The sequence below is a fragment of the Streptomyces sp. JW3 genome (assembly GCF_052216785.1).
Classification (GTDB): domain Bacteria; phylum Actinomycetota; class Actinomycetes; order Streptomycetales; family Streptomycetaceae; genus Streptomyces.
Genome location: NZ_JBQOUX010000130.1, coordinates 1103 through 22362 on the forward strand (window position 1 = coordinate 1103; position 21260 = coordinate 22362).

Consider the following 21260-nt stretch of genomic DNA (forward strand, 5'->3'; position numbering starts at 1 on the left):
CTCAGCGCCCGTACCCGCCCCGCCAACCACCCAAGGCCACTCAGCGCCCGTACCCGCCCCGCCAACCACCCAAGGCCACTCAGCGCCCGTACCCGCCCCGCCAACCACCCAAGGCCGCCCAACGCCCGCCCCCGCCCCCGCGGCCGTCTCCTGGCCCGTCACGCCCTTCGTCCCCGCCCGCGGGGCCCGGCACGGCGTCCCGCAGCCGCGCCCCACCGACCTCTTCGCCGAACGGCTCCTCGCGGTGCTCAGTGGGCAGCGCCCGGTCCACTCCATGCTCGGGCACACCGTCGGCCAGGCCTACGACGACCTGGCCCACCTCGCCGAACGCGGCCCCCTGCGCACCCGCGGCTCCCGTCCCGTGGTCCGGGACCTCGGCTGGGAGGAACCACGCCCCGGAGCCGTAGAGGTCTTCGCCCGGATCGGCGCGGGCGACCAGCTACGGGCGATGGCGTTCCGCCTGGAGTTCGGCTCCGACCTGCGCTGGCGCTGCACCGCGGTGGAACTGGGCGGCCCGCGCCGAGCCCACGGGGACGACCGCTGACCGGCGTGAACGCCCGGCGGGCCGGGCACCCTGGGGTGACCCGGCCCGCCACGCCGCGGCCCGCGACGGCCGAGCCGTCCCGGACACCGCCGCCGTCACTTCTTGCGGCGCCGCCCGCCCTTCGCCTGCTTGCGGCGCTCCGCGCGGGTGAGGCCGTCGCTCTCGGAGCGGGCCGGCTCCTCGTCGGCCTGCTCGTCGCGCTCGACGACACCGCCCTCGCCGTCCACCGTGGGCGCGGACAGGTGGAGGTTCCGCCGCTGCGGGGCCTCCAGTCCCTTGGCGCGGATCTCGGGACGCGAGGCGCCCGCCTGGGCCGGCACCGCGTCCTGCGCGCCCTTGTCCAGGGACGGCTTCTCGTCCTCGACGGGGACCTCCTCGACCTGCTGCTCGACCTGGACCTCCAGGTTGAACAGGTAGCCGACGGACTCCTCCTTGATGCCCTCCATCATGGCGGTGAACATGTCGAAGCCCTCGCGCTGGTACTCGACCAGCGGGTCCTTCTGCGCCATGGCGCGCAGGCCGATGCCCTCCTGGAGGTAGTCCATCTCGTAGAGGTGCTCGCGCCACTTGCGGTCCAGCACCGACAGCACGACCCGGCGCTCCAGCTCCCGCATGATCTCGGAGCCGAGCTGCTTCTCCCGCGCCTCGTACTGCTCGCTGATGTCGTCCTTGATGGACTCCTCGATGTACTCGGCGGTCAGCCCGGCCCGGTCGCCGGCCGCCTCCTCCAGCTCCTCGATGGTGACCTTCACCGGGTAGAGCTGCTTGAAGGCGCCCCACAGCCGGTCCAGGTCCCAGTCCTCCGGGAAGCCCTCGGCGGTCTCGGCCCGGACGTAGGCCTCGATCGTGTCGTTCATGAAGTGCTGCACCTGCTCCTGGAGGTCCTCGCCCTCCAGGACGCGGCGCCGCTCGCCGTAGATGACCTCGCGCTGGCGGTTGAGCACCTCGTCGTACTTCAGAACGTTCTTACGGGTCTCGAAGTTCTGCTGCTCGACCTGCGACTGGGCGGACGCGATCGCGCGGGTGACCATCTTGTTCTCGATCGGCACGTCGTCCGGCACGTTCGCCATGGACATCACGCGCTCGACCATCTGGGCCTTGAACAGCCGCATCAGGTCGTCGCCCAGCGAGAGGTAGAAGCGGGACTCGCCGGGGTCGCCCTGCCGGCCGCTGCGACCGCGCAGCTGGTTGTCGATCCGCCGCGACTCGTGCCGCTCGGTACCGAGGACGTAGAGTCCGCCGAGCTCCTTGACCTCCTCGAACTCCGCCTTGACCGCCTGCTCGGCCTTCTCCAGGGCGGCGGGCAGCGCCGCGGCCCACTCCTCGATGTGCTCCTCGGGGTCGAGGCCGCGCTGGCGCAGCTCCGCCTCGGCGAGGTCGTCGGGGTTGCCACCGAGCTTGATGTCGGTGCCGCGGCCGGCCATGTTGGTGGCCACCGTCACGGCGCCCTTGCGGCCGGCCTGGGCGACGATGGTCGCCTCCCGGTCGTGCTGCTTGGCGTTGAGCACCTCGTGCTGGATGCCGCGCTTGGAGAGCTGCTGCGAGAGGTACTCGGACTTCTCGACCGAGGTGGTGCCGACCAGGATCGGCTGGCCCTTCTCGTGCTTCTCGGCGATGTCGTCGACGACCGCCTCGAACTTCGCGACCTCGGTGCGGTAGATCAGGTCGGACTGGTCCTTGCGGACCATCGGCTTGTTGGTCGGGATCGGGACCACGCCGAGCTTGTAGATCTGGTGGAACTCGGCGGCCTCGGTCATCGCCGTACCGGTCATGCCGGAGAGCTTGTCGTAGAGGCGGAAGAAGTTCTGCAGGGTGATCGTGGCGAGGGTCTGGTTCTCGTCCTTGATGTCCACCCCTTCCTTCGCCTCGATCGCCTGGTGCATGCCCTCGTTGTAGCGGCGGCCGGCGAGGATACGGCCGGTGTGCTCGTCGACGATCATGACCTCGCCGTCGATGACGACGTAGTCCTTGTCCTTCTTGAACAGTTCCTTCGCCTTGATGGCGTTGTTCAGATAACCGACGAGCGGGGTGTTGACCGACTCGTAGAGGTTGTCGATGCCCAGCCAGTCCTCGACCTTGGCGACGCCGGACTCGTGGATGGCGACCGTGCGCTTCTTCTCGTCGACCTCGTAGTCGCCGGTCTCCTCCAGGCCCTTGAGGGGGTTGCCGGCCTCGCCGCGCTTGAGGCGGGTGACCAGCTTGGCGAAGTCGCCGTACCACTTGGTGGCCTGGTCGGCCGGACCGGAGATGATCAGCGGCGTACGGGCCTCGTCGACGAGGATGGAGTCGACCTCGTCGACGATGGCGAAGTTGTGGCCGCGCTGGACGAGTTCGTCCTGGGACCACGCCATGTTGTCGCGCAGGTAGTCGAAGCCGAACTCGTTGTTCGTGCCGTAGGTGATGTCGCACGCGTACATCTCGCGGCGCTGGGCCGGCGTCATGTTGGCGAGGATGCAGCCGACCTCGAGGCCGAGGAACTTGTGGACCCGGCCCATCATCTCGGAGTCGCGCTCGGCCAGGTAGTCGTTGACCGTGATGATGTGGACGCCGTCGCCGGACAGCGCGTTGAGATACGCGGGCAGGGTGCCGACGAGGGTCTTGCCCTCACCGGTCTTCATCTCGGCCACGTAGCCCAGGTGCAGGGCGGCGCCACCCATCAGCTGCACGTCGTAGTGGCGCTGGCCGAGGACCCGCTTGGCGGCCTCGCGGACGGTGGCGAAGGCCTCGGGCAGCAGGTCGTCCAGGCTCTCACCGTCGGCGTAGCGCTGCTTGTACTCATCGGTGAGGGCCCGCAGCTCGGCGTCGGAGAGGTCGAGGAAGTCCTCTTCGATGGAGTTGACCTGGTCCGCGATGCGGTGCAGCTTGCGCAGGATCTTGCCTTCGCCTGCACGCATGATCTTCGAGAGGACGGACACGGGGGTTGGTCTCCTTGCCGGTCGGGCCTGGGACGGTCGTTTTCCATTGGACGTGACTGAGCAACGGCCATCGTAAGCGAGGACACCGTCACGCCGGGAGGCCTGCCGCACCGACTGCCGCCCGCCGCCGCGCACCGCCTCCGGTCCGCTCCGGCCCCGCTTCGATCCGCTCTCACCCATGACAACGTGCGGGCCGGGCCGATGGTGCCGCACGGCGCCGCCGATTTGCGCGAACCGTGACCGTCCGCGCACCCACGGCAAAGTGATGGCGCCCGGCGCGCACCGCGCGCAGAATCGGCCGATGGAACCCCACACGCTCACCACCGACCGCCTCCTGCTGCGCACGGTCGGCCCCCAGGACACCGACGCCGTCCTCGCCGCCTGCCAGGACCCGGACATCCAGCACTGGACCGTCGTCCCCTCCCCGTACCTGCCGGAACACGCGCGTACCTTCACGGAGCAGATGGTCCCGACCGGCTGGGCGAACGCCACCATGTTCACCTTCGGCGTCTTCCTGCCCACCGGGGACCTGGTCGCCATGACGGGGCTCACCATGATCTCGCTGGGCGTGGCCGAGATCGGCTTCTGGGGCGCCAAGGAGCACCGCGGCAACGGTTACGTCACCGAGGCCGCCCTGACCGTCTCCCGCTGGGCCTTCACCCGGCTGTCGGTGGACCGCGTGGAGTGGCGCGCCGAGGTCGGCAACGCGGCCTCCCGCGCGGTGGCCGAACGCGCCGGTTTCACCCTGGAGGGCACGTTGCGCTCCGCGATCAACAACAAGGGCGTACGCCGCGACTGCTGGGTCGGCTCCCTGCTCCCCTCGGACCTGGGCCTGCCGTCGACGGCCTCCTACCGGCCGGCCCGGCCGTGAGCCGCACGCCGGGGCCCGCTGTCAGTGCCACCCCCTATCGTGCGGACGTATGACGACCTTCCCGCGCCCGGCCACGGAACTGTCGGCGGACGAGGCCCGCCGCATCGCCCTGCGGGCCCAGGGCTTCCTCGGCGCCCCCGACCGCCGCTCCGGTGTCCGCGGTGTCCTGCGTCAGCTGGGCGCGGTGCAGCTCGACACGATCTCGGTCCTCGCCCGCTCGCACGAGCTGGTGCCGTACGCCCGCCTGGGCGCGGTGGGCCGCGGCACGGTCGAGGACGCCTACTGGACCGGCACCCACGCCTTCGAGTACTGGTCGCACGCCGCCTGCGTCCTGCCCATCGAGGAGTGGCCGCACTTCGCCTTCCGCCGCCGCGCCTACCGCGCCCGCCCGCACTGGAACCACGAGTTGCCCGCGGGCGCCTACGACCAGGTGATCAAGCAGTTGCGCGCCGAGGGCCCGCTGACCGCCACCGAGCTGGGCGGCGCCAAGCGGACCAGCGAGTGGTGGGACTGGTCGGGCGAGAAGGTCGCCGTCGAGCGCGCGCTGATGTACGGCGAGGTGGTCTGCGTCGAGCGGCGCGGCTGGAAGCGGGTCTACGACCTGGCCGAGCGCGCCGTCCCCGACGAGCTGCTGCACGACCGGCTGGACGACGCCGAGTGCCTGCGCCGCCTGGTCCGGCTGGCCGGCCGGTCGCTGGGCGTCGGCACCCGCGCGGACCTCGCGGACTACCACCGGCTCAAGGCCGAGCAGGTCGACGCGGTGATCGCCGACTCGGGTCTGGTGCCGGTGACGGTGGCGGGCTGGGGCAAGCCGGCCTGGGCCGATCCCGAGGCCCTCGGGACGCCGCCGCGCGGCCGTCACCGCACGACGCTGCTGTCCCCCTTCGACTCCCTGGTCTGGGAACGGGCCCGCACCGAGCGGATCTTCGGCTTCACCCACCGCCTGGAGGCGTACGTCCCCCGGCCGAAGCGGGTGCACGGCTACTACGCGATGCCGGTCCTGGCCGGCGGCCGGCTGGTCGGCCGGGTGGACCCGGCCCGCGAGGGCCGCACCCTGGTGGCCAAGCAGGTCACGCTGGACGGCCGCAAGGCGGTCCCGGCGGTGGCCCAGGCGCTGCTGGAGGCGGCGAGCTGGGTGGACTGCACGGACGTACGGGTGGAGCGGGTGACCGCGACGGAGCTGCGCGAGCCGCTCGTCGGCGAACTGGCCCGCCTGCTGTCCTGACCCGGCCCCGCGCCGAAAACGTCCGCGCCGTCCCGCCGTCAGCGGATTTCGAGGATCTTCTCCCGCATCGCGTAGACCACCGCTTCCATCCGGGAGTGCAGTTGCAGTTTCTCCAGGATGTTGCGCACGTGGTTCTTCACGGTGTTCTCGGAGATGAACAGCTCCTTGGCGATGTCGCGGTTGTTCATTCCCGTGGCGACGAGTTTGAGGACTTCCAGTTCCCGGTCGGTGAGCCGGGGCGCGGGCACCAGCCGGCGTTCGTCGGTCCGCTGGATCATCGACTTGAACTCGGTGAGCAGTTTCGACGCCATGGAAGGGCTGATCTGCGACTGCCCGTCGGCCACCGCGCGGATGGCGGTGGCCACCTCGTCCGTCGAGATCTCCTTGAGGAGATAGCCGGTGGCGCCCGCCTTGATCGCGTCGTAGAGGTCGGCCTCCTCGTCGCTGATCGTCAGCATGATGATCTTCGCGCTGGGAGCCACCTCCTTGATGGAGGTGCACGCCTCGATACCGCCCCGCCTGGGCATCCGGACGTCCATCAGCACGATGTCGGGGAGCAGGTCCGCGGCCTTCTCGACCGCTTCGGCGCCGTCGCCGGCCTCGCCGACGACCTGGATGTCCTCCTCGGCGGCGAGCACGATCTCCAAACCGCGGCGGAACAGGGCGTGATCGTCCACGACCAGGACTCTGATCGGCTCCTTGCGTGGAGTGCCCGCGTCCGGGCCCATGCCGGTGACGCCGTCGTCGGCATCCCCGTCCCGCATCGGTCCGAAGCTGTCCGCCATCGTTCCTCCCCCTGAAGGCTGTGGCCACATGGAACCCGGGCCAGCGCCAACCCAAGGCAACGGCCCACCGGTTGGGCCGTTGCGGCCATGATTTCATGCCCGGCCGACATCGGGATGACGGCGCGGGGCGCGAACGGGGTCGCACACGGGTGCCCCTGGGGGCGCACCCGCGCACTCCAGGGGCACCGGTCCTGCCGTGAACCGGTGAAGGTCAGCCGCCGAGCGCGCCGCCCGCGTCGGGAGAGGGCGTCTGGGTGACCATCGTGTCCGTGCTGAGGTGGATCACACCGTAGTCGTACGCGTGCCGCCGGTAGACGACACTGGGCTCCTTGGTCTCGGAGTCCACGAAGAGGTAGAAGTCGTGCCCGACCAGCTCCATCTCGTAGAGCGCCTGGTCAAGGCTCATCGGAGCGGCCACGTGGGTCTTCTCGCGCACGACGAGCGGTCCGTCGCCCTGCACCTCCAGCGAACCGATTTTCTTGGTGGGCACACCGTCCCGTTCCTGCTCGGCGACGGCGCCGTTTCCGTTGAGCGTCGCCACGCCCGGCACGTGGTCGGGGACCTCGGCGGCCGAGACCCGGCGCGCGCCGCGCCGCGAGTACCGCTTGTCGTGCTGCTTGCGCAGCCGGGCGCCGAGCTTCTCCGCCGCCATGTCGAGCGCCGCGTACGGATCGCTCGCCGCCGCCTCCGCCCGGATCACCGGACCGCGGGAGCGGAGCGTGATCTCCACTCGGTCACAGCGGTCGGCCTGTCGGGGGTTGGGCTCCTTGGACACCTCGACGTCGAGGCTGATCACCTTGCCATCGAGCTTCTGGATCTTCTCCAGGTTCAGCTTCTCGGCCACGTGCTTCCGGAACCGCTCGGGCACCTCGGTCTTGCGGCCCTTGACGACGATGTCCACGCAGAACTCCGTTCCCGGATCACTCCGCTCAGCTTGCGGAGCATCTCCCTTTTGCACCAGGTCCCGGTGAATCCCGGAACCGCGGACTCGGTGACGTCCACCTCCTCCCCGGGGGCGAGATCTCCACTCCACCGGCACGGGTGATTCCGAAACAACCCGTGGCCCGGCATTCGGACAAGAGAGGTGTGGCCTGCGGCTTTCCCTCACAACCGAACATATCTCGCCCGGACGGATGTCGTCACCCTCTACAGCGGCCTACCTCCGTTCAGCTGAATTGCCTCGCCTATTACCTGCAACGACGTAAGTTCTCAGTCAGTTCCGGTTTATTTCGAAAGACTCTGGTGATGCGGCAACGACAGCCGCGTGGATCACGCCGCGGATGGCGTCGCCGCCCTTGATTCCGCCCGTCGTTCCCGGCCCGGCGGGCGTTTCGTCCGCCCTCACTTCCGTCGCTCCGGTTCTCCGTTCTCCTCTGCCTTCCCACACCGCTCCGGGATACACGGTCGGCCTCGCCGTTCTGTACGGACCCGCCCCCGCTTCCCGCTCAGACACCCCGCCCGCCGCCCGTACGGCACGCGCCGCCTCCGCGAGCGACGCCCCTGTCGTCATCAGGTCGTCGACGAGCACCACGGGTCCGGCGTCGCACAGCAGCCGGGCACCGCCGGGGACCACGGTCAGCGCCCCGGCGAGGTTGTCGGACCGCTGCCGGGACCCGAGCCCCGACTGGTCGGCCACGGCACGCCGCTGCCGCAGGACGGCCGCCACCCGGGCCGACGTACCGGTCCGCCGCAGCTCACCCGCCGCCGCCAGCGCGATCCGTCGCGCCGGATCGTGCCCACGGGCCCGCACGGCCCGCCGCGCGGACGGCACGGGGACCAGCAGCACCGGCCGCCGCATCCCAGCTGCGGGCCCCGACCCCGAGGCCCGCGCCGCCTGTGCCGCCGACCACTGCTCACTCACGTCCGTGTCACCCCGAGCCCACACGGACGCCCCGGCCGACCTGCCTGATCCGACTGGTCTGACTGATCCGACTGATCCGACTGATCCGACTGGTCTTGTCAGCCGTGTCGACTGGTCCGGCTGGAGCGGCTGGCCTCTCCAGCTCGCCCCAAAAGCACCGTCCCCCGACTCGACCGGTCCGACCGACCCAACCGATCCATCCGACCCGACCGCCGAACCCGACCAACCACCCCGGACCCCCCGGCCCGGCACATCACCCCCGCCCTCTCTCGCATCCAGAAGCCCCGCCCGCACCGCGCCCGCCAGCGCCGCGCCGAGCGGCCCCGCCAGGGCCAGCGCCCCTCTCTCCTTGTGGGCCAGCAGCACCGCCCGCACCTCGTCGCCGTAGGCCGCCGCCGCGTACACCGCCGGCAGTCCCGGCGGCTCCGGCACCGGCCGCACCCGGCTCGGCGCGTCCCCACCCAGCACGGCACGGCACTCGCGGCACAGCACCGTGCGCGGCCTGCCGCACCCTCCGCACTCGGTCGGCAGCACCAGGTCGGTGAGGTCCTGCCACCAGCCCCGCATGTCCCCCACTGTGCCAACCCCCGCACAGCCCTGCCAGCCCTGTGGAAAACCACGGCCCGCCCACCCGTGAACCTGTGGACAACTCCCGCACCAGCGACGACGCCCGGCCCAACAATCACCGACCGGGCAGCCGGCCACTCCCCGGACTCACCAGGCACCCCGACCGGACAGCCACGGAAACCAGACACCGCCCGCCGGCCACCCCCATCCCTCACCCCTCACCCCTCACCCCTCACCCCTCACCCGGGATAAACCGGCGCCATCCCCTTCGTGACCTTCTGCCACTGCATCCCGGACGGCAGCCGGACGATCCCGTCCTCCGAGTACGCCACCAGCGGCACCCGGTCGTCCTCAGACGCGGCGATGTCCTTCACTCCGGTGAGCGCGGCCGGCGCCGATGCCTCCGGCGCGGAGCCGTCCACCTGGACGTACCCGATCTGCTGCACGCCCCCGCGCTCGCGCCCGACCACCACGAGGCGGCTGTCCCCGGCCCAGGACATGGCCGTGACCTCCTCCAGCTCGGGGGTCGCCGACCGCAGGCCGCGCACCGTCGGCGGATCACCGGCCTGCGCGCCCCGCTCGATCCGCCCGATGAGCAGCGACCGGTCGCCGTCCTTCTCCACGATCAGCGCGATCCGCACCCCGTCGGCGGCCACCCGTACCGCCTGGACCTGCCCGTCCAGCCCCGGTGTGCGCACCTCCAGCGGCTCGCCCGCGCCCTTCTCCAGCACCAGCAGCCGCGGATCGTCCGGGTTCCGGTCGGCGGCCCACAGGTCGCCCCCGGCGTCCCAGCTGGGCGGCGTCAGCCGCTCCTCCTCGGTCGCCCCCTCGCTGACCAGCACCGGCTCCCCGAGCGAACCGCCCGACACCAGCGAACCGACGTACAGCGACTTGGCGTCGAGGCTGACCCCGGCCGCGGTGTGCTCGTCCCGCGACACCGCCACCGACCGCAGCGCCGTACCGCCCTCGCCCAGCGCCCCCGGGACGGGTTCCGCCACCGTGGCGTTGCCGCCGGCCGGCAGCCGCACCATGCGCTGTTCGTCGTCGACGAAGTACAAGTAGTCCGGGCGCGTGGCCGAGCCCCGGTCGGCGATCGCCTCGGCCTGGTCCTCGGTGAGCAAGCACAACTGCTCGTCACCTGAGCGCAGTTCGATCTCGTCCACCGCCGGTGTCAGGCTCTGGAGCGTGAACAGCAGCTGGGTGGCCATCTCCTCGCACCCGTCCTCGTCGGCCCGGGCGGCCTTGTCGTTCAACGGCACCGTCAGCTTGCTGTGTTCGTCGGGGGTCAGTGCCGTGACGTCCTTCGCCAGCGCCGCGCCACGGGGGAAGCCCGACCTGACGACGGATTCGAGCTGGCTCGTCGGTCCGTCGATGAGAGAACGCACGGCCTGCGCCAGAGGTTCCACCCGCCGCCGCACATAGACGGGATCGGCGACGGCCGCGGTCCGCCCGGTGGTATCAGCGACGTCCTGCGTCCCGCTGCCGGAAGCCAAGTAGTACTTGTTGACGGACATGTAGTTGCGCTGGAAGTCCGACTTGCCCATCACGATGCCGGCCGGCGGCGCGTCGATGCGCCACTGCCCCGTCTCGGTGTTCCGCGTCAGGTGCACCGGCTGCCAGTAGTCCCCCTCGGCGGGCGCGTACGACTGCTGCGCGTCCACGGTGGCGACCCTGGTACCGGTGAGGGTGACGGAGTAGTCGCTGCCCTCCTCGCGGCCCCCCGAGGGGTCGACCACGGTGCCCGGTCCGTCCGCGAGCACGGTCGTGGACCGCTCCGGCCGCCAGCTCTTGGCGGCCTTGCCGGTCAGGTACTTGCGGGCCGTCTCGTAATGCGGGTCGTCGCTGGTCAGCGCCTCCAGGAAGCCACTCACGATGTCCGTGGCGGAGGCGTCCTTCGACGGCGGCATCGCGAAGACCCGCACCTGCGTGTCCTGCCGCGGCGTCGACGCCACGTCCCGCAGGTCCCCGCTGTCGGGCATCGACGCACACCCCGCCAGCAGTACGGCACCGCAGGCGGCGTACACCGCCGCGCGCGCCGGCGCCGTCCGGCGGCGCCCCTCGCGGTCAGCGCCCACGAGTCCCCTCCCCTTGCCTGTTCGCGTCCTGGAACCCGGTGGCCGTACGGCTCGCCTCCGGCGGACCGACGCGGTCCTCCTGGTTCCGGGCCTCCGACAGCTGCCGGGGCACCACGCGCGCGCCGCTGCCGGGCAGCGCCGTCGGATCGGCCGTGGGAGCCGCCGCGCCCGGCCGGGCCGGGATCCCGTCCCGGGCCGATGCCGGCCCGCCGGCCGTCCGGTCCGCGGCGGGCGGGGGGCCCGTGTCGGCGGGTCCCCGGTTGCGCCGGGAGTCGCTGGGCTCCAGCGGGATCGGCGAGCCGCGCAGCGGCTCGTCGGCGGTCCTGGGCAGCGTCAGCCGGAACTGCGAACCCCCGCCCGGCTCGCCCCACGCCTGGAGCCAGCCGCCGTGCAGCCGCGCGTCCTCCAGGGCGATGGACAGTCCCAGTCCCGTGCCGCCGGTGGTACGCGCGCGTGCCGGGTCGGCCCGCCAGAAACGGCTGAAGACCCGGGTCGCCTCACCGGGCTTGAGCCCCACGCCGTAGTCGCGCACCGCCACCGCCACGGCGCCGCCCGCGGCGGCGAGCTTGACGACGACGTCCTTGCCGTCACCGTGTTCGACGGCGTTGACGACGAGGTTGCGCAGCACCCGCTCCACCCGCCGGCCGTCGGCCTCGGCGACGACGGGCTGCTGATCGCCGACCACCCGGACTCGCGTCCCCTTGCGCTCGGCGAGCGGCTCGGCCCCGCTGACCACCCGGCGCACGACCTCCCTGAGGTCGATCGGCTCCGCCTCCAGCGCCGCCGCGCCCGCGTCGAAGCGGCTGATCTCCAGCAGATCCGCGAGCAGCGTCTCGAACCGGTCCAACTGGTCCGCGAGCAGTTCCGCCGACCGCGCGGTCACCGGGTCGAAGTCCGCGCGCGCGTCATGGATGACATCGGCCGCCATCCGCACGGTCGTCAGCGGCGTGCGCAGCTCGTGCGACACGTCCGACACGAACCGCCGCTGCATCCGCGACAGGTCCTCCAGCTGATTGATCTTCAGCTGAAGATTCTGCGCCATCTTGTTGAACGCCTCACCGAGCCGCGCGATGTCGTCCTCGCCGGTGACCTTCATCCGTTCCTGGAGCTTCCCGGCGGACAGCCGCTCGGCGATGCTCGCCGCCATCCGCACGGGCGTCACGACCTGCCGTACGACCAGCCAGGCGATCGCCCCGAGCAGGACGACGACGAACAGCCCGGCTGTCGCCAGGGTGCCCTTGACCAGGCTCAGCGACTTCTCCTCCTGGGTGAGCGGGAAGAGGTAGTACAGCTGGTACGGGGCGCCGTTCGGGTCGTTGACCCGCTTGCCGATGACCAGCGCCGGCTGGGAGTCCTGCGCGGAGTTGTAGACGATGCGGGTGTAGCTCTGGGCCGCGACCGTGCTGCTGTCGACCCGCTCCCGCAGCTCCTCGGGCACGCTGGACGAGGGATCGACCAGCCCCGAGGCACGCGGCCCGCGCCCGCCCCCGCTCTCGCCGCCGACGGGCAGCGTGACCACGTCGAAGGCGCCCTGGCCGCCGCTGGAGAGCGACTTCACCAGGTCGCTCATCCACTGGATGACGTTCTGCGCGGGACGGCCGTCCGCCGAGGCGGTGTCGTCGCCCGTCACCGACGACGACTCCTCGGCCTTCTGCTTCGCCACCGCGAACCCGCCGGTCGCCTGGGACTGCGAGGCCTTGACCTTCGCGTCCAGCAGACCGTTGCGGACCTGCCCGATGACCACGAAACCCAGCAGCAGGACAACACCCAGCGACATCAGCAAGGTGGTGACGACGACCTTGAGCTGAATGTTGCGCCGCCACAACCGCATCACGGGCAGCAACGGCCGCCGCACCCAGCGCATGAAGAGACGCAGTACGGGGCTGCCCTGCACACCGCCGTGCAGCAGCCCGCCCGCCAGCAGCCGTCCCCAGCGGGAACCGGCCGGCTTGCGGCCGACAGGCCGCCCGGCGCGGGCCCCGGACGTTCCGGGCGCCGAAGCGGCACTGTCCCCGGTCATGTCAGCTCGGCCCCGCCTTGTAACCGACACCCCGGACGGTCACCACGATCTCCGGCTTCTCGGGATCCTTCTCGACCTTGCTGCGCAACCGCTGCACATGCACGTTGACCAGCCGGGTGTCCGCCGCGTGCCGGTACCCCCACACCTGCTCGAGCAGCACCTCGCGGGTGAACACCTGCCACGGCTTACGGGCCAGCGCCACCAGCAGATCGAACTCCAGCGGCGTCAGCGCGATCGACTGCCCCTCCCGCTTCACGGAATGCCCGGCCACATCGATGACCAGGTCACCTATGGCGAGCTGCTCCGGCGCCGGCTCCTCCGACCTCCTGAGCCGGGCCCTGATCCGGGCCACCAGCTCCTTCGGCTTGAACGGCTTCACGATGTAGTCGTCAGCGCCCGACTCCAGGCCCACGACTACATCGACAGTGTCGCTCTTGGCCGTCAGCATCACGATCGGCACCCCGGACTCCGCCCTGATCAGACGGCACACCTCGATCCCGTCCCGGCCCGGCAGCATCAGGTCCAGCAGCACCAGATCGGGCTTGCTCTCCCGGAAGGCGGCCAGCGCCTTGTCGCCGTCGGCTACGAAAGACGGCTCAAAACCCTCACCACGCAGCACAATGCCGAGCATCTCGGCCAGTGCGGTGTCGTCGTCGACGACAAGGACTCGTCCCTTCATAAACGACATCATCCCATTCTCATAACGGACACAGAGGCGCAGGTGAGGCAGGTCACTGGCCTGTGACGATAGTCGTAGGGAACCGTCACTGTCTGCCCCGGTCCACCGACGTCGATGTCAGGGCAGGATGTCAGGCTTCTCCGCCCGCTCGGCGGGGCAGCGGAAGGCGTGCGCGGGGACGACGGGATCGCCGGGCAGCGGGCCGATGACGCTCAGGTGGACGGCGATCACGATCGGTACGTACGACGCCGTCGCGGCCACGCCCAAGCGGGCTGTCGACGTGCCGCAGCCGCAAGCGTCACGCAAGTGATGCGCAGGCCCCGCGCGAAGCGGCCTTCTTGCCGGCTCACACCCGCCCGACCCCTCACCCACCACCGCACGAACCACCTCGCCGCCCCGCCCCTGCCGAAGCAGGCACCCGCGACGCCCCCGAGGACCAGCAGCACACCGCGACCAGCCGTCCCATGAGCCCTCACACACCGCCGGCGGTCCGCTGACACTCACGGCCGTCGTCCGGGCGGCCCGGTCAGCCGGCCGTCGCCCGCCGTGCCCTCTCGCACAGCCCGGCCAGGGACTCCGTCGTCACCGGTGAGACCACACCCTCCTCCGTGACGATCGCCGTGACCAGCTCGGGCGGGGTCACGTCGAACGCCGGGTTGTACGCCTGCGTCCCCAGCGGCGCGATCGGCACGCCACCGCCCGCCCCGGTCACCGGCACCTGCGGCACCGACACCTCGGTCACCTCGTACGCGGGCCGCTGCTCGACCTCGATGCCCGCCCCGTCCAAGGTGTCCGGGTCCACCGTCGTCACCGGCGCCACCACGATGAACGGCACATGGTGGTACCGCGCCAGCACCGCCAGCGGATAACTCCCCACCTTGTTCGCCACCGACCCGTCGGCCGCGATCCGGTCCGCCCCGATCAGCACCGCGTCCACCTCACCCGCCGCGAACAGCGAACCAGCCGCGTTGTCGGTGAGCAACGTGTACGCCATGCCATTGTGAGCCGCCTCGTACGCTGTGAGCCGGGCGCCCTGCAACAGCGGACGCGTCTCGTCCACCCACAGCCGCCGCAGCCGTCCCGCCCGGTGCGCCGCGAGCGCCACCGCGAAGGCCGTGCCCTCGCCACCGGACACCAGCGCCCCGGTGTTGCAGTGGGTGAGCACCCGGTGCCCGCCCCCGGGCAGCAGCTCGTCCAGCAGCGCCAGTCCGTGCTCGGCCATGCGGGCACTGGCCTCGGCGTCCTCCCGGTGCAGCGCCCGCGCCGCGGCCAGCGCCGCCTCGGCGGCCTGCGGAGCGCCACCGCCCCCGGCGAGCGCGGCCCGGTGAGCGGCCTGCGCCCGGCGCACCCCGACCGCCAGGTTCACCGCGGTGGGACGGGCACCCGCCAGCGCGTTCGCGGCATCGTCCACGTCGTAGCCGCGTACGGCGGCGAGCGCGACGCCGTACGCACCGGCGATCCCGAGCAGCGGTGCCCCGCGCACGGCCAGCGAGCGAATCGCCTCCACCAGCGCGGGCGCGTCCGTACAGACCAGCTCGACCTCCTCGGCCGGCAACCTCGTCTGGTCCAGCAGGACCAGGACCGGACCTTCGGGGGGTTCCTCCCAGCGGAGGGCCGGTATGTCGCTCGGCCGCTTGTCCTCGCCGGTCTGCGCGTACTGATCAGCCATGCGGTCAGTCTGCCCGCTATCGGTCGGACAATTGAAGGTGCGCAGCACCTACCGCGGCCGGTCACCATGCGACCACCCCATGGCACGATGGCTGCCAACCTGCCGCCGCGACCGCGGACGGGCACCGTGAAGGAGCGACGATGAACGACACTCCGGGCTGGGCCTCGCCCGGATCCGCCCCGTCCGACGGGCGGCAGCCCGGCGCGTCCGGCCCCGCCGACCGCCCCGGCCCCGACCAGCCGGCGGACCGGCCCGGCGCGGATTCCGCAGGTCCCGGCACGAAGTGGTCCCCGGAGCAGCCGCCGCCCGGCCAGTGGTCCGCGCCCACCGGCCCCACGGGCACCGGCCAGGCCCCACCGCCCCCGCCGCCCCCCGGCCCCGGCTGGGGCACCCCGCCCCCGGGCCAAGGCCCGCAGGCCCCGCCCGGCCCCAGCACCCCCGGCGGTCACGGCCCCAGCGGCGGCTGGGGCGGCGGTTACGGAGGCCAAGGCGGGTACGGCGGTTACGGCGGCTGGGGCGCCGGCTGGGGCGGCCCCCCGCCCGCGGCCAAGCCCGGTGTCATCCCCCTGCGCCCGCTCGGCGTCGGCGAGATCCTCGACGGCGCTGTCTCCACGATGCGCACCTACTGGCGCACGGTCCTCGGCATCTCGCTGACCGTCGCGGTCGTCACGGAAGTCATCGTCGTGCTGCTCCAGGGCCTGGTCCTGGACAGCGCGAGCACCGACGCCCTCAACGACCCGAACGCGACGCTCAGCGAACTGGGCGACGCCATGGCCGGCACCATGATCAGCTCGGCCGTCGTCTTCGTGATCTCTCTGGTCGGCACGGTCATGGCGACCGCCCTGCTGACGACCGTCACCAGCCGGGCCGTCCTCGGCAGGCCGGTGACCACCGGCGAGGCATGGCGGGACGCCCGCCCTCAGGTGCTCAAGCTGTTCGGCCTGATCCTCCTCCTGCTGCTCATCACCGTGGGAATCGTCGCGGTCGGCGCACTGCCCGGCATCATCGTCGCGGTCACGGCGGGCGGCGGCGCGGCCATCGCGCTCGGCGTCCTGGGCATCATCGCGGGCACGGTCGTCGCCGTCTGGCTCATGATCCGTTTCTCCCTGGCCTCGCCCGCGCTGATGCTGGAGAAGCAGAGCATCGTGAAGGCGATGAGTCGCTCCACCAAGCTCGTCCAGGGCTCCTGGTGGCGGATCTTCGGCATCCAGCTGCTGGCCACGATCATCGCGAACGTCGTCGCGTCGATCGTCGTCATCCCCTTCACCTTCCTCGCCGCGGCCCTCAGCGGCGACGGGGTCAGCGGCTTCGTCAACGGCAGCGGCGGCCTCGGCTGGACCTTCCTGGTGATCAGCGGGATCGGCTCGGTGATCGGCTCCATGATCACCTTCCCGATCACGGCAGGAGTCACCGTGCTCCTCTACATCGACCAGCGCATCCGCCGCGAAGCCCTCGACCTCGAACTGGCCCGCGCCGCCGGTGTCCAGGGCTACCACGCCCCCGGCGCGAGCCCGGGGGTCTGATGCGGTGAGAGGCACGGGGGGAGTCTTCACAGAGGTGCTGCCGCACACCACCGTACGGACCCTGCTGCGCGCCGGCCACGGCCTGGCGCCGGCACTGTCGCGCTCCGACGACGCACCACCGCTGACGACGCCGCGCGATCCCGCCCGGGAGGCGGCCCGGCGCGAGCTGGCCAAGCGCATGTACCACGAGAACGACCCCAGTTGGTTCCAGCGCGCCCTCAACGCCTTCTGGGACTGGATCGGCGACCTGTTCAGCACCGCCTCCACCGCGACCCCCGGAGGGGCGCTCGGCCTGATCGTCATCATCGCCGCCGTCCTGCTGGTGGCCGCCGCCCTCTGGTGGCGCCTGGGCGCCCCCCGCCGAGAACCCACCACCGCCGCCGCCCTCTTCGACGACCGTCCCCGCAGCGCCGCCGAACACCGCTCCGCGGCCGAGGCACACGCCGCCCAGGGCCACTGGAACCAGGCCGTCCAAGAACGCATGCGGGCCATCGTCCGGGCCCTGGAGGAACGCGCCCTCCTCGACCTCCGTCCCGGCCGCACCGCCGACGAGGCGGCCACCGAGGCCGGCCGCACCCTGCCCGCCCACGCCGCCGGACTCCGCGCCGCGGCCCGGGACTTCGACGACGTCACATACGGCGGCCGGGCAGCGTCCGAGGAGTCGTACCGGCGCATCGCCGGACTCGACCGCGACCTGGAACGCACCAGGCCGCAGACGGCCAGCAGCACCACCACCGCCCACAGCACGGACGCCGACACCCGCCAGGGAGCCGCCGGATGACCACCGAGGCCACGCTCCCGTCCACCTCGGCCTCGCCCACCGCCCGCCACCTGTGGATCCGCACGCGCGGCATCGCACTCGCCCTCGTGCTGCTCGTCGCGGGAGCCGTCGCGATCGCCGTCGTCCGCTCCGACGCCCGGCACGGCGAACTCGACCCGCGCTCGGCCGACCCCTACGGCAGCCGGGCCGTCGCCGAACTCCTCGCCGACCGCGGCGTGTCCACCCGCATGATCAGCACCTTGGCCGAGGCACGCGCCGCGACCGGCCCGGACACCACCCTCCTGGTCGCCGTCCCCGACCGCCTGACCGAAGCCCAGCAGACGCGGCTGCGCTCGGCCGCCTCCGGCTCCGGCGGCCGAACCGTCCTCGTCGCGCCCGGCAGCGCGTCCGTCGAGCGCCTCGCCCCCGGCGTCACCGCCGACCCGGCGATCAGCCTCGACTCGACCCTGTCTCCGGGCGCCGGCTGCGACCTCCCCGCCGCCCGGCGCGCGGGCCCCGCCGACACCGGCGGCATCCGCTACACCACCGTCCACCTGGACACCGACGCGTGCTACCGCAGCGAGCGCCTGGCGACCCTCCTGCGCGTCCCCGAACAGACCGGCCAACCGTCCGAAGACGCTGCCGAAGCACCTGCCGACGGACCCGACGGCACGTCCGAAGGCACCGCCACGGGCGACACGATCGTGCTCGGCGCGCCCGACATCCTCCTCAACAACCGTCTCGACGAGCACGGCAACGCCTCGCTCGCCCTCCAACTCCTCGGTTCCCGCCCGCATCTGGTCTGGTACCTCCCCTCCCTCTCCGACACCACCGCTGAGGACGACGGCGAACGCAGCCTCTTCGACCTGCTCCCGTCCGGCTGGCTCTGGGGCACGCTGCAACTCTTCTTCGCCGCGGCCGTCGCCGCCCTGTGGCGGGCACGCCGGCTCGGCCCCCTCGTGCCCGAAAAACTCCCCGTGGCGATCCGCGCCTCCGAAACCGTCGAAGGCCGCGCCCGCCTCTACCGCAAGGCGAACGCCCGCGACCGCGCGGCCGCCGCTCTTCGCTCCACCTCTCGCACGCGCCTCGCCCCCTTGGTAGGCATCCCCGTACCCCAGGCACACACGCCCGAGGCCCTGCTCCCCGCCCTGTCCGCCCACCTCCACGGCGAACACGGCGGACCCGACACCGGTCAGTCCCCGCACACCCTCCTCTTCGGCCCGCCGCCCGGCGACGACGCGGCCCTCATCTCCCTCGCCGATCAACTCGACGAACTCGAAAGGCAGGTACGCCGTCCATGATGGACCCGACCACTGACAACGCCGGGCCGGCCGGGACCGCGGGCGACGCCCGTGCGTCCCTCGAGGCCCTGCGCGCGGAAATCGCCAAGGCCGTGGTCGGCCAGGACGCCGCCGTGACCGGCCTCGTCGTGGCACTGCTCTGCCGCGGCCACGTCCTCCTCGAAGGCGTCCCCGGCGTCGCCAAGACCCTCCTGGTCCGCGCCCTCGCCGCGTCCCTCCGGCTGGAGACGAAGCGCGTGCAGTTCACCCCGGACCTGATGCCGAGCGACGTCACCGGCTCACTCGTCTACGACGCCCGCAGCGCCGAGTTCTCCTTCCAGCCCGGCCCGGTCTTCACCAACCTCCTCCTCGCCGACGAGATCAACCGCACCCCGCCGAAGACCCAGTCCTCCCTCCTCGAAGCGATGGAGGAACGCCAGGTCACCGTCGACGGCATCCCCCGCCCCCTCCCCGACCCGTTCCTGGTCGCGGCCACCCAGAACCCGGTCGAGTACGAGGGCACTTACCCTCTCCCGGAGGCCCAGCTGGACCGCTTCCTCCTCAAACTCACCATCCCCCTCCCCTCCCGCCAGAACGAGATCGACGTCCTCACCCGCCACACCTCGGGCTTCAACCCGCGCGACCTGCACGCCGCGGGCGTACGCCCCGTGGCGAGCGCCGCCGACCTCGAAGCGGCCCGCGCGGCCGTCGCCAAGACCACCGTCTCCCCCGAGATCACGGCCTACGTCGTCGACATCTGCCGCGCCACCCGCGAGTCCCCGTCCCTCTCCCTCGGCGTCTCCCCGCGTGGAGCCACGGCCCTGCTCGCCACCGCCCGCGCCTGGGCCTGGCTGACCGGCCGCGACTACGTCACCCCGGACGACGTGAAGGCCCTGGCCCTCCCCACGCTCCGGCACCGCGTCCAGCTCCGCCCCGAGGCCGAGATGGAGGGCGTGACCGCCGACTCCGTCATCAACGCGATCCTCGCCAACGTCCCCGTCCCCCGCTGATGGCACCCACCGGACGCGCCGCGCTGCTCGCGGCCCTGGGCTCGCTCCCGGTCGGCATCTGGGAACCCGGCTGGACCGGCATGCTCGCGGTCAACGGCCCCATCGCCCTGGCCTGCGCCTGCGACTACGCCCTGGCCGCCCCCGTGCGCCGGCTGCGTCTCCAACGCTCCGGCGATACTTCCGTACGCCTGGGCGACAGCGCCGACGTAACCCTCACGGTCACCAACCCCTCCAACCGCCCGCTCCGCGCCCGCCTGCGCGACGCCTGGCCCCCGAGCAGCTGGCAGCCCGGCACTGAAGCCCCCGCGTCCCGCCACCGGCTGACCGTCCCACCCGGCGAGCGCCGCCGCGTCACCACCCGCCTCCGCCCGACCCGCCGCGGCGACCGCAGGGCGGACCGCGTGACGATCCGCTCCTACGGTCCGCTGGGCCTCTTCACCCGCCAGGCCACCCATCAGGTCCCGTGGGCCGTACGGGTCCTCCCCCCGTTCACCAGCCGCAAGCACCTCCCGTCCAAACTGGCCCGGCTCCGCGAACTCGACGGCCGCACCAGCGTCCTCACCCGCGGCGAGGGCACAGAATTCGACAGCCTGCGCGAGTACGTCCCCGGCGACGACACCCGCTCCATCGACTGGCGCGCCACGGCTCGCCACACCACGGTCGCCGTCCGCACCTGGCGCCCCGAGCGCGACCGCCACGTCCTCGTCGTCCTCGACACCGGCCGTACGTCGGCCGGCCGAGTGGGCGACGCTCCTCGCCTGGACTCCGCCATGGACGCGGCACTGCTCCTGGCCGCCCTCGCCTCCCGCGCCGGCGACCGGGTCGACCTCCTGGCCTACGACCGTCGCGTACGCGCCCTGGTCCAGGGCCGCACCGCGGGCGACGTCCTGCCGTCCCTGGTCAACGCCATGGCGACACTGGAACCCGAACTCGTCGAAACCGACGCGCGCGGTCTCACCGCAACGGCCCTCCGCACGGCCCCGCGCCGCTCCCTGATCGTCCTCCTCACCACTCTGGACACGGCACCCATCGAGGAGGGTCTCCTCCCCGTACTCCCGCAACTCACCCAGCGCCACACAGTCCTGCTCGCTTCCGTCGCCGACCCGCACGTAGCCCGAATGGCCACATCACGCGGCACAACAGATGCGGTCTACGACGCGGCAGCCGCCGCCCAGTCCCAAGCGGAACGCCATCGCGCCGCAGACCAACTACGCCGCCACGGCGTGACGGTCGTAGACGCCACCCCCGAGGAACTGGCACCGGCCCTCTCCGACGCGTACCTCGCGCTGAAGGCGGCAGGACGTCTCTGACAAACACAAAAAAAGGGGCCCTAATGGCCCCCCCTATCCCGCCCCTGAAACGCAGAAAACCCCCGCATCTCACGATGCGGGGGTCTCCCCTACAAAAATTGTTCGGCGGCGTCCTACTCTCCCACAGGGTCCCCCCTGCAGTACCATCGGCGCTGTAAGGCTTAGC

Annotated in this window: 16 protein-coding genes, 1 rRNA gene and 2 pseudogenes; 8 read left to right on the top strand and 11 right to left on the bottom strand. The window is 72.0% G+C overall.

Annotated elements, in window-relative coordinates; all coding sequences use genetic code 11:
* Positions 1-274 precede the first annotated feature (274 nt).
* Positions 275-544 carry an Rv3235 family protein gene (locus ACTT8P_RS33700; protein ID WP_442835595.1) on the top strand — a complete coding sequence of 90 codons (270 nt, stop codon included), beginning with the start codon at positions 275-277 and terminating at the stop codon, positions 542-544.
* Positions 545-639: 95 nt separating this feature from the next.
* Here ACTT8P_RS33700 and secA read toward each other — a convergent pair whose 3' ends face one another.
* Positions 640-3459, bottom strand: coding sequence for a preprotein translocase subunit SecA (gene secA / locus ACTT8P_RS33705; protein WP_442835596.1), 2820 nt, complete (start codon positions 3457-3459; stop codon positions 640-642).
* A gap of 301 nt (positions 3460-3760) precedes the next feature.
* On the opposite strand from secA, the gene ACTT8P_RS33710 reads away from it, so the two are divergent.
* Together ACTT8P_RS33710 and ACTT8P_RS33715 are read left to right on the top strand one after the other, a co-directional pair.
* Complete coding sequence (locus ACTT8P_RS33710) at positions 3761-4330, top strand: GNAT family N-acetyltransferase (protein ID WP_442835597.1); 570 nt, start codon at positions 3761-3763, stop codon at positions 4328-4330.
* A gap of 49 nt (positions 4331-4379) precedes the next feature.
* Entirely contained in the window at positions 4380-5555 is a 1176-nt protein-coding gene (locus ACTT8P_RS33715; protein ID WP_442835598.1) for a winged helix-turn-helix domain-containing protein, read from the top strand.
* Positions 5556-5593: 38 nt separating this feature from the next.
* On the opposite strand, the gene ACTT8P_RS33720 is transcribed toward ACTT8P_RS33715, so the two are convergent.
* The 9 genes and pseudogenes from ACTT8P_RS33720 to mtnA form a co-directional block, all read right to left on the bottom strand.
* Complete coding sequence (locus tag ACTT8P_RS33720) at positions 5594-6340, bottom strand: response regulator (RefSeq protein ID WP_442835599.1); 747 nt, start codon at positions 6338-6340, stop codon at positions 5594-5596.
* Positions 6341-6551: 211 nt separating this feature from the next.
* Positions 6552-7241 carry a ribosome hibernation-promoting factor, HPF/YfiA family gene (gene hpf / locus ACTT8P_RS33725; protein WP_442835600.1) on the bottom strand — a complete coding sequence of 230 codons (690 nt, stop codon included), beginning with the start codon at positions 7239-7241 and terminating at the stop codon, positions 6552-6554.
* Positions 7242-7553: 312 nt separating this feature from the next.
* Positions 7554-8162: pseudogene (locus ACTT8P_RS33730) on the bottom strand (ComF family protein); the annotation flags it as partial.
* A gap of 294 nt (positions 8163-8456) precedes the next feature.
* Positions 8457-8768: pseudogene (locus ACTT8P_RS33735) on the bottom strand (ComF family protein); the annotation flags it as partial.
* A gap of 239 nt (positions 8769-9007) precedes the next feature.
* Positions 9008-10843, bottom strand: coding sequence for an LpqB family beta-propeller domain-containing protein (locus ACTT8P_RS33740; RefSeq protein WP_442835601.1), 1836 nt, complete (start codon positions 10841-10843; stop codon positions 9008-9010).
* Positions 10833-12863 carry an MtrAB system histidine kinase MtrB gene (gene mtrB, locus ACTT8P_RS33745; protein ID WP_442835602.1) on the bottom strand — a complete coding sequence of 677 codons (2031 nt, stop codon included), beginning with the start codon at positions 12861-12863 and terminating at the stop codon, positions 10833-10835. The genes ACTT8P_RS33740 and mtrB overlap by 11 nt, the downstream gene beginning before the upstream one ends.
* A gap of 1 nt (position 12864) precedes the next feature.
* Positions 12865-13554 (bottom strand): two-component system response regulator MtrA, encoded by a 690-nt coding sequence (mtrA, locus tag ACTT8P_RS33750; RefSeq protein WP_189397631.1) that lies wholly within the window; start codon positions 13552-13554, stop codon positions 12865-12867.
* 105 nt (positions 13555-13659) lie between these two features.
* The gene (locus tag ACTT8P_RS33755; RefSeq protein WP_442835603.1) at positions 13660-13803 is read right to left on the bottom strand and encodes a hypothetical protein; all 144 of its coding nucleotides are present in this window, start codon (positions 13801-13803) and stop codon (positions 13660-13662) included.
* A 265-nt stretch (positions 13804-14068) separates the two neighbouring features.
* Positions 14069-15211, bottom strand: a complete 1143-nt coding sequence (gene mtnA / locus ACTT8P_RS33760) for an S-methyl-5-thioribose-1-phosphate isomerase (RefSeq protein ID WP_442835604.1) — start codon at positions 15209-15211, stop codon at positions 14069-14071.
* A gap of 140 nt (positions 15212-15351) precedes the next feature.
* On the opposite strand from mtnA, the gene ACTT8P_RS33765 reads away from it, so the two are divergent.
* Genes ACTT8P_RS33765 through ACTT8P_RS33785 form a run of 5 tightly spaced genes read left to right on the top strand, consistent with a single transcriptional unit; the run spans position 15352 to position 21094 of the window.
* Positions 15352-16734, top strand: a complete 1383-nt coding sequence (locus ACTT8P_RS33765; protein ID WP_442835605.1) for a glycerophosphoryl diester phosphodiesterase membrane domain-containing protein — start codon at positions 15352-15354, stop codon at positions 16732-16734.
* Positions 16735-16768: 34 nt separating this feature from the next.
* Positions 16769-17515 carry a DUF4129 domain-containing protein gene (locus ACTT8P_RS33770; protein ID WP_442835606.1) on the top strand — a complete coding sequence of 249 codons (747 nt, stop codon included), beginning with the start codon at positions 16769-16771 and terminating at the stop codon, positions 17513-17515.
* The gene (locus tag ACTT8P_RS33775) at positions 17512-18795 is read left to right on the top strand and encodes a DUF4350 domain-containing protein (RefSeq protein ID WP_442835607.1); all 1284 of its coding nucleotides are present in this window, start codon (positions 17512-17514) and stop codon (positions 18793-18795) included. Before ACTT8P_RS33770 ends, ACTT8P_RS33775 begins: the two co-directional genes overlap by 4 nt.
* On the top strand, positions 18795-19784 hold the full coding sequence (locus tag ACTT8P_RS33780) for an AAA family ATPase (protein WP_442835608.1): 990 nt from the start codon (positions 18795-18797) through the stop codon (positions 19782-19784). The genes ACTT8P_RS33775 and ACTT8P_RS33780 overlap by 1 nt, the downstream gene beginning before the upstream one ends.
* Positions 19784-21094, top strand: coding sequence for a DUF58 domain-containing protein (locus ACTT8P_RS33785; protein ID WP_442835609.1), 1311 nt, complete (start codon positions 19784-19786; stop codon positions 21092-21094). The genes ACTT8P_RS33780 and ACTT8P_RS33785 overlap by 1 nt, the downstream gene beginning before the upstream one ends.
* A 100-nt stretch (positions 21095-21194) precedes the next feature.
* Here the strand turns inward: ACTT8P_RS33785 and rrf are convergent.
* Positions 21195-21260: ribosomal RNA gene (gene rrf, locus ACTT8P_RS33790) — 5S ribosomal RNA — on the bottom strand; the annotation flags it as partial.

What these genes read in the sequence shown, in the direction of transcription:
- mtrB (WP_442835602.1), bottom strand. Translation starts at nt 12,863, where the DNA reads ATGACCGGGGACAGTGCCGCTTCGGCGCCCGGAACGTCCGGGGCCCGC.
- mtrA (WP_189397631.1), bottom strand. Translation starts at nt 13,554, where the DNA reads ATGATGTCGTTTATGAAGGGACGAGTCCTTGTCGTCGACGACGACACC.
- ACTT8P_RS33715 (WP_442835598.1), top strand. Translation starts at nt 4,380, where the DNA reads ATGACGACCTTCCCGCGCCCGGCCACGGAACTGTCGGCGGACGAGGCC.
- ACTT8P_RS33765 (WP_442835605.1), top strand. Translation starts at nt 15,352, where the DNA reads ATGAACGACACTCCGGGCTGGGCCTCGCCCGGATCCGCCCCGTCCGAC.
- ACTT8P_RS33710 (WP_442835597.1), top strand. Translation starts at nt 3,761, where the DNA reads ATGGAACCCCACACGCTCACCACCGACCGCCTCCTGCTGCGCACGGTC.
- ACTT8P_RS33785 (WP_442835609.1), top strand. Translation starts at nt 19,784, where the DNA reads ATGGCACCCACCGGACGCGCCGCGCTGCTCGCGGCCCTGGGCTCGCTC.
- ACTT8P_RS33780 (WP_442835608.1), top strand. Translation starts at nt 18,795, where the DNA reads ATGGACCCGACCACTGACAACGCCGGGCCGGCCGGGACCGCGGGCGAC.
- mtnA (WP_442835604.1), bottom strand. Translation starts at nt 15,211, where the DNA reads ATGGCTGATCAGTACGCGCAGACCGGCGAGGACAAGCGGCCGAGCGAC.
- ACTT8P_RS33720 (WP_442835599.1), bottom strand. Translation starts at nt 6,340, where the DNA reads ATGGCGGACAGCTTCGGACCGATGCGGGACGGGGATGCCGACGACGGC.
- ACTT8P_RS33775 (WP_442835607.1), top strand. Translation starts at nt 17,512, where the DNA reads ATGACCACCGAGGCCACGCTCCCGTCCACCTCGGCCTCGCCCACCGCC.
- ACTT8P_RS33700 (WP_442835595.1), top strand. Translation starts at nt 275, where the DNA reads ATGCTCGGGCACACCGTCGGCCAGGCCTACGACGACCTGGCCCACCTC.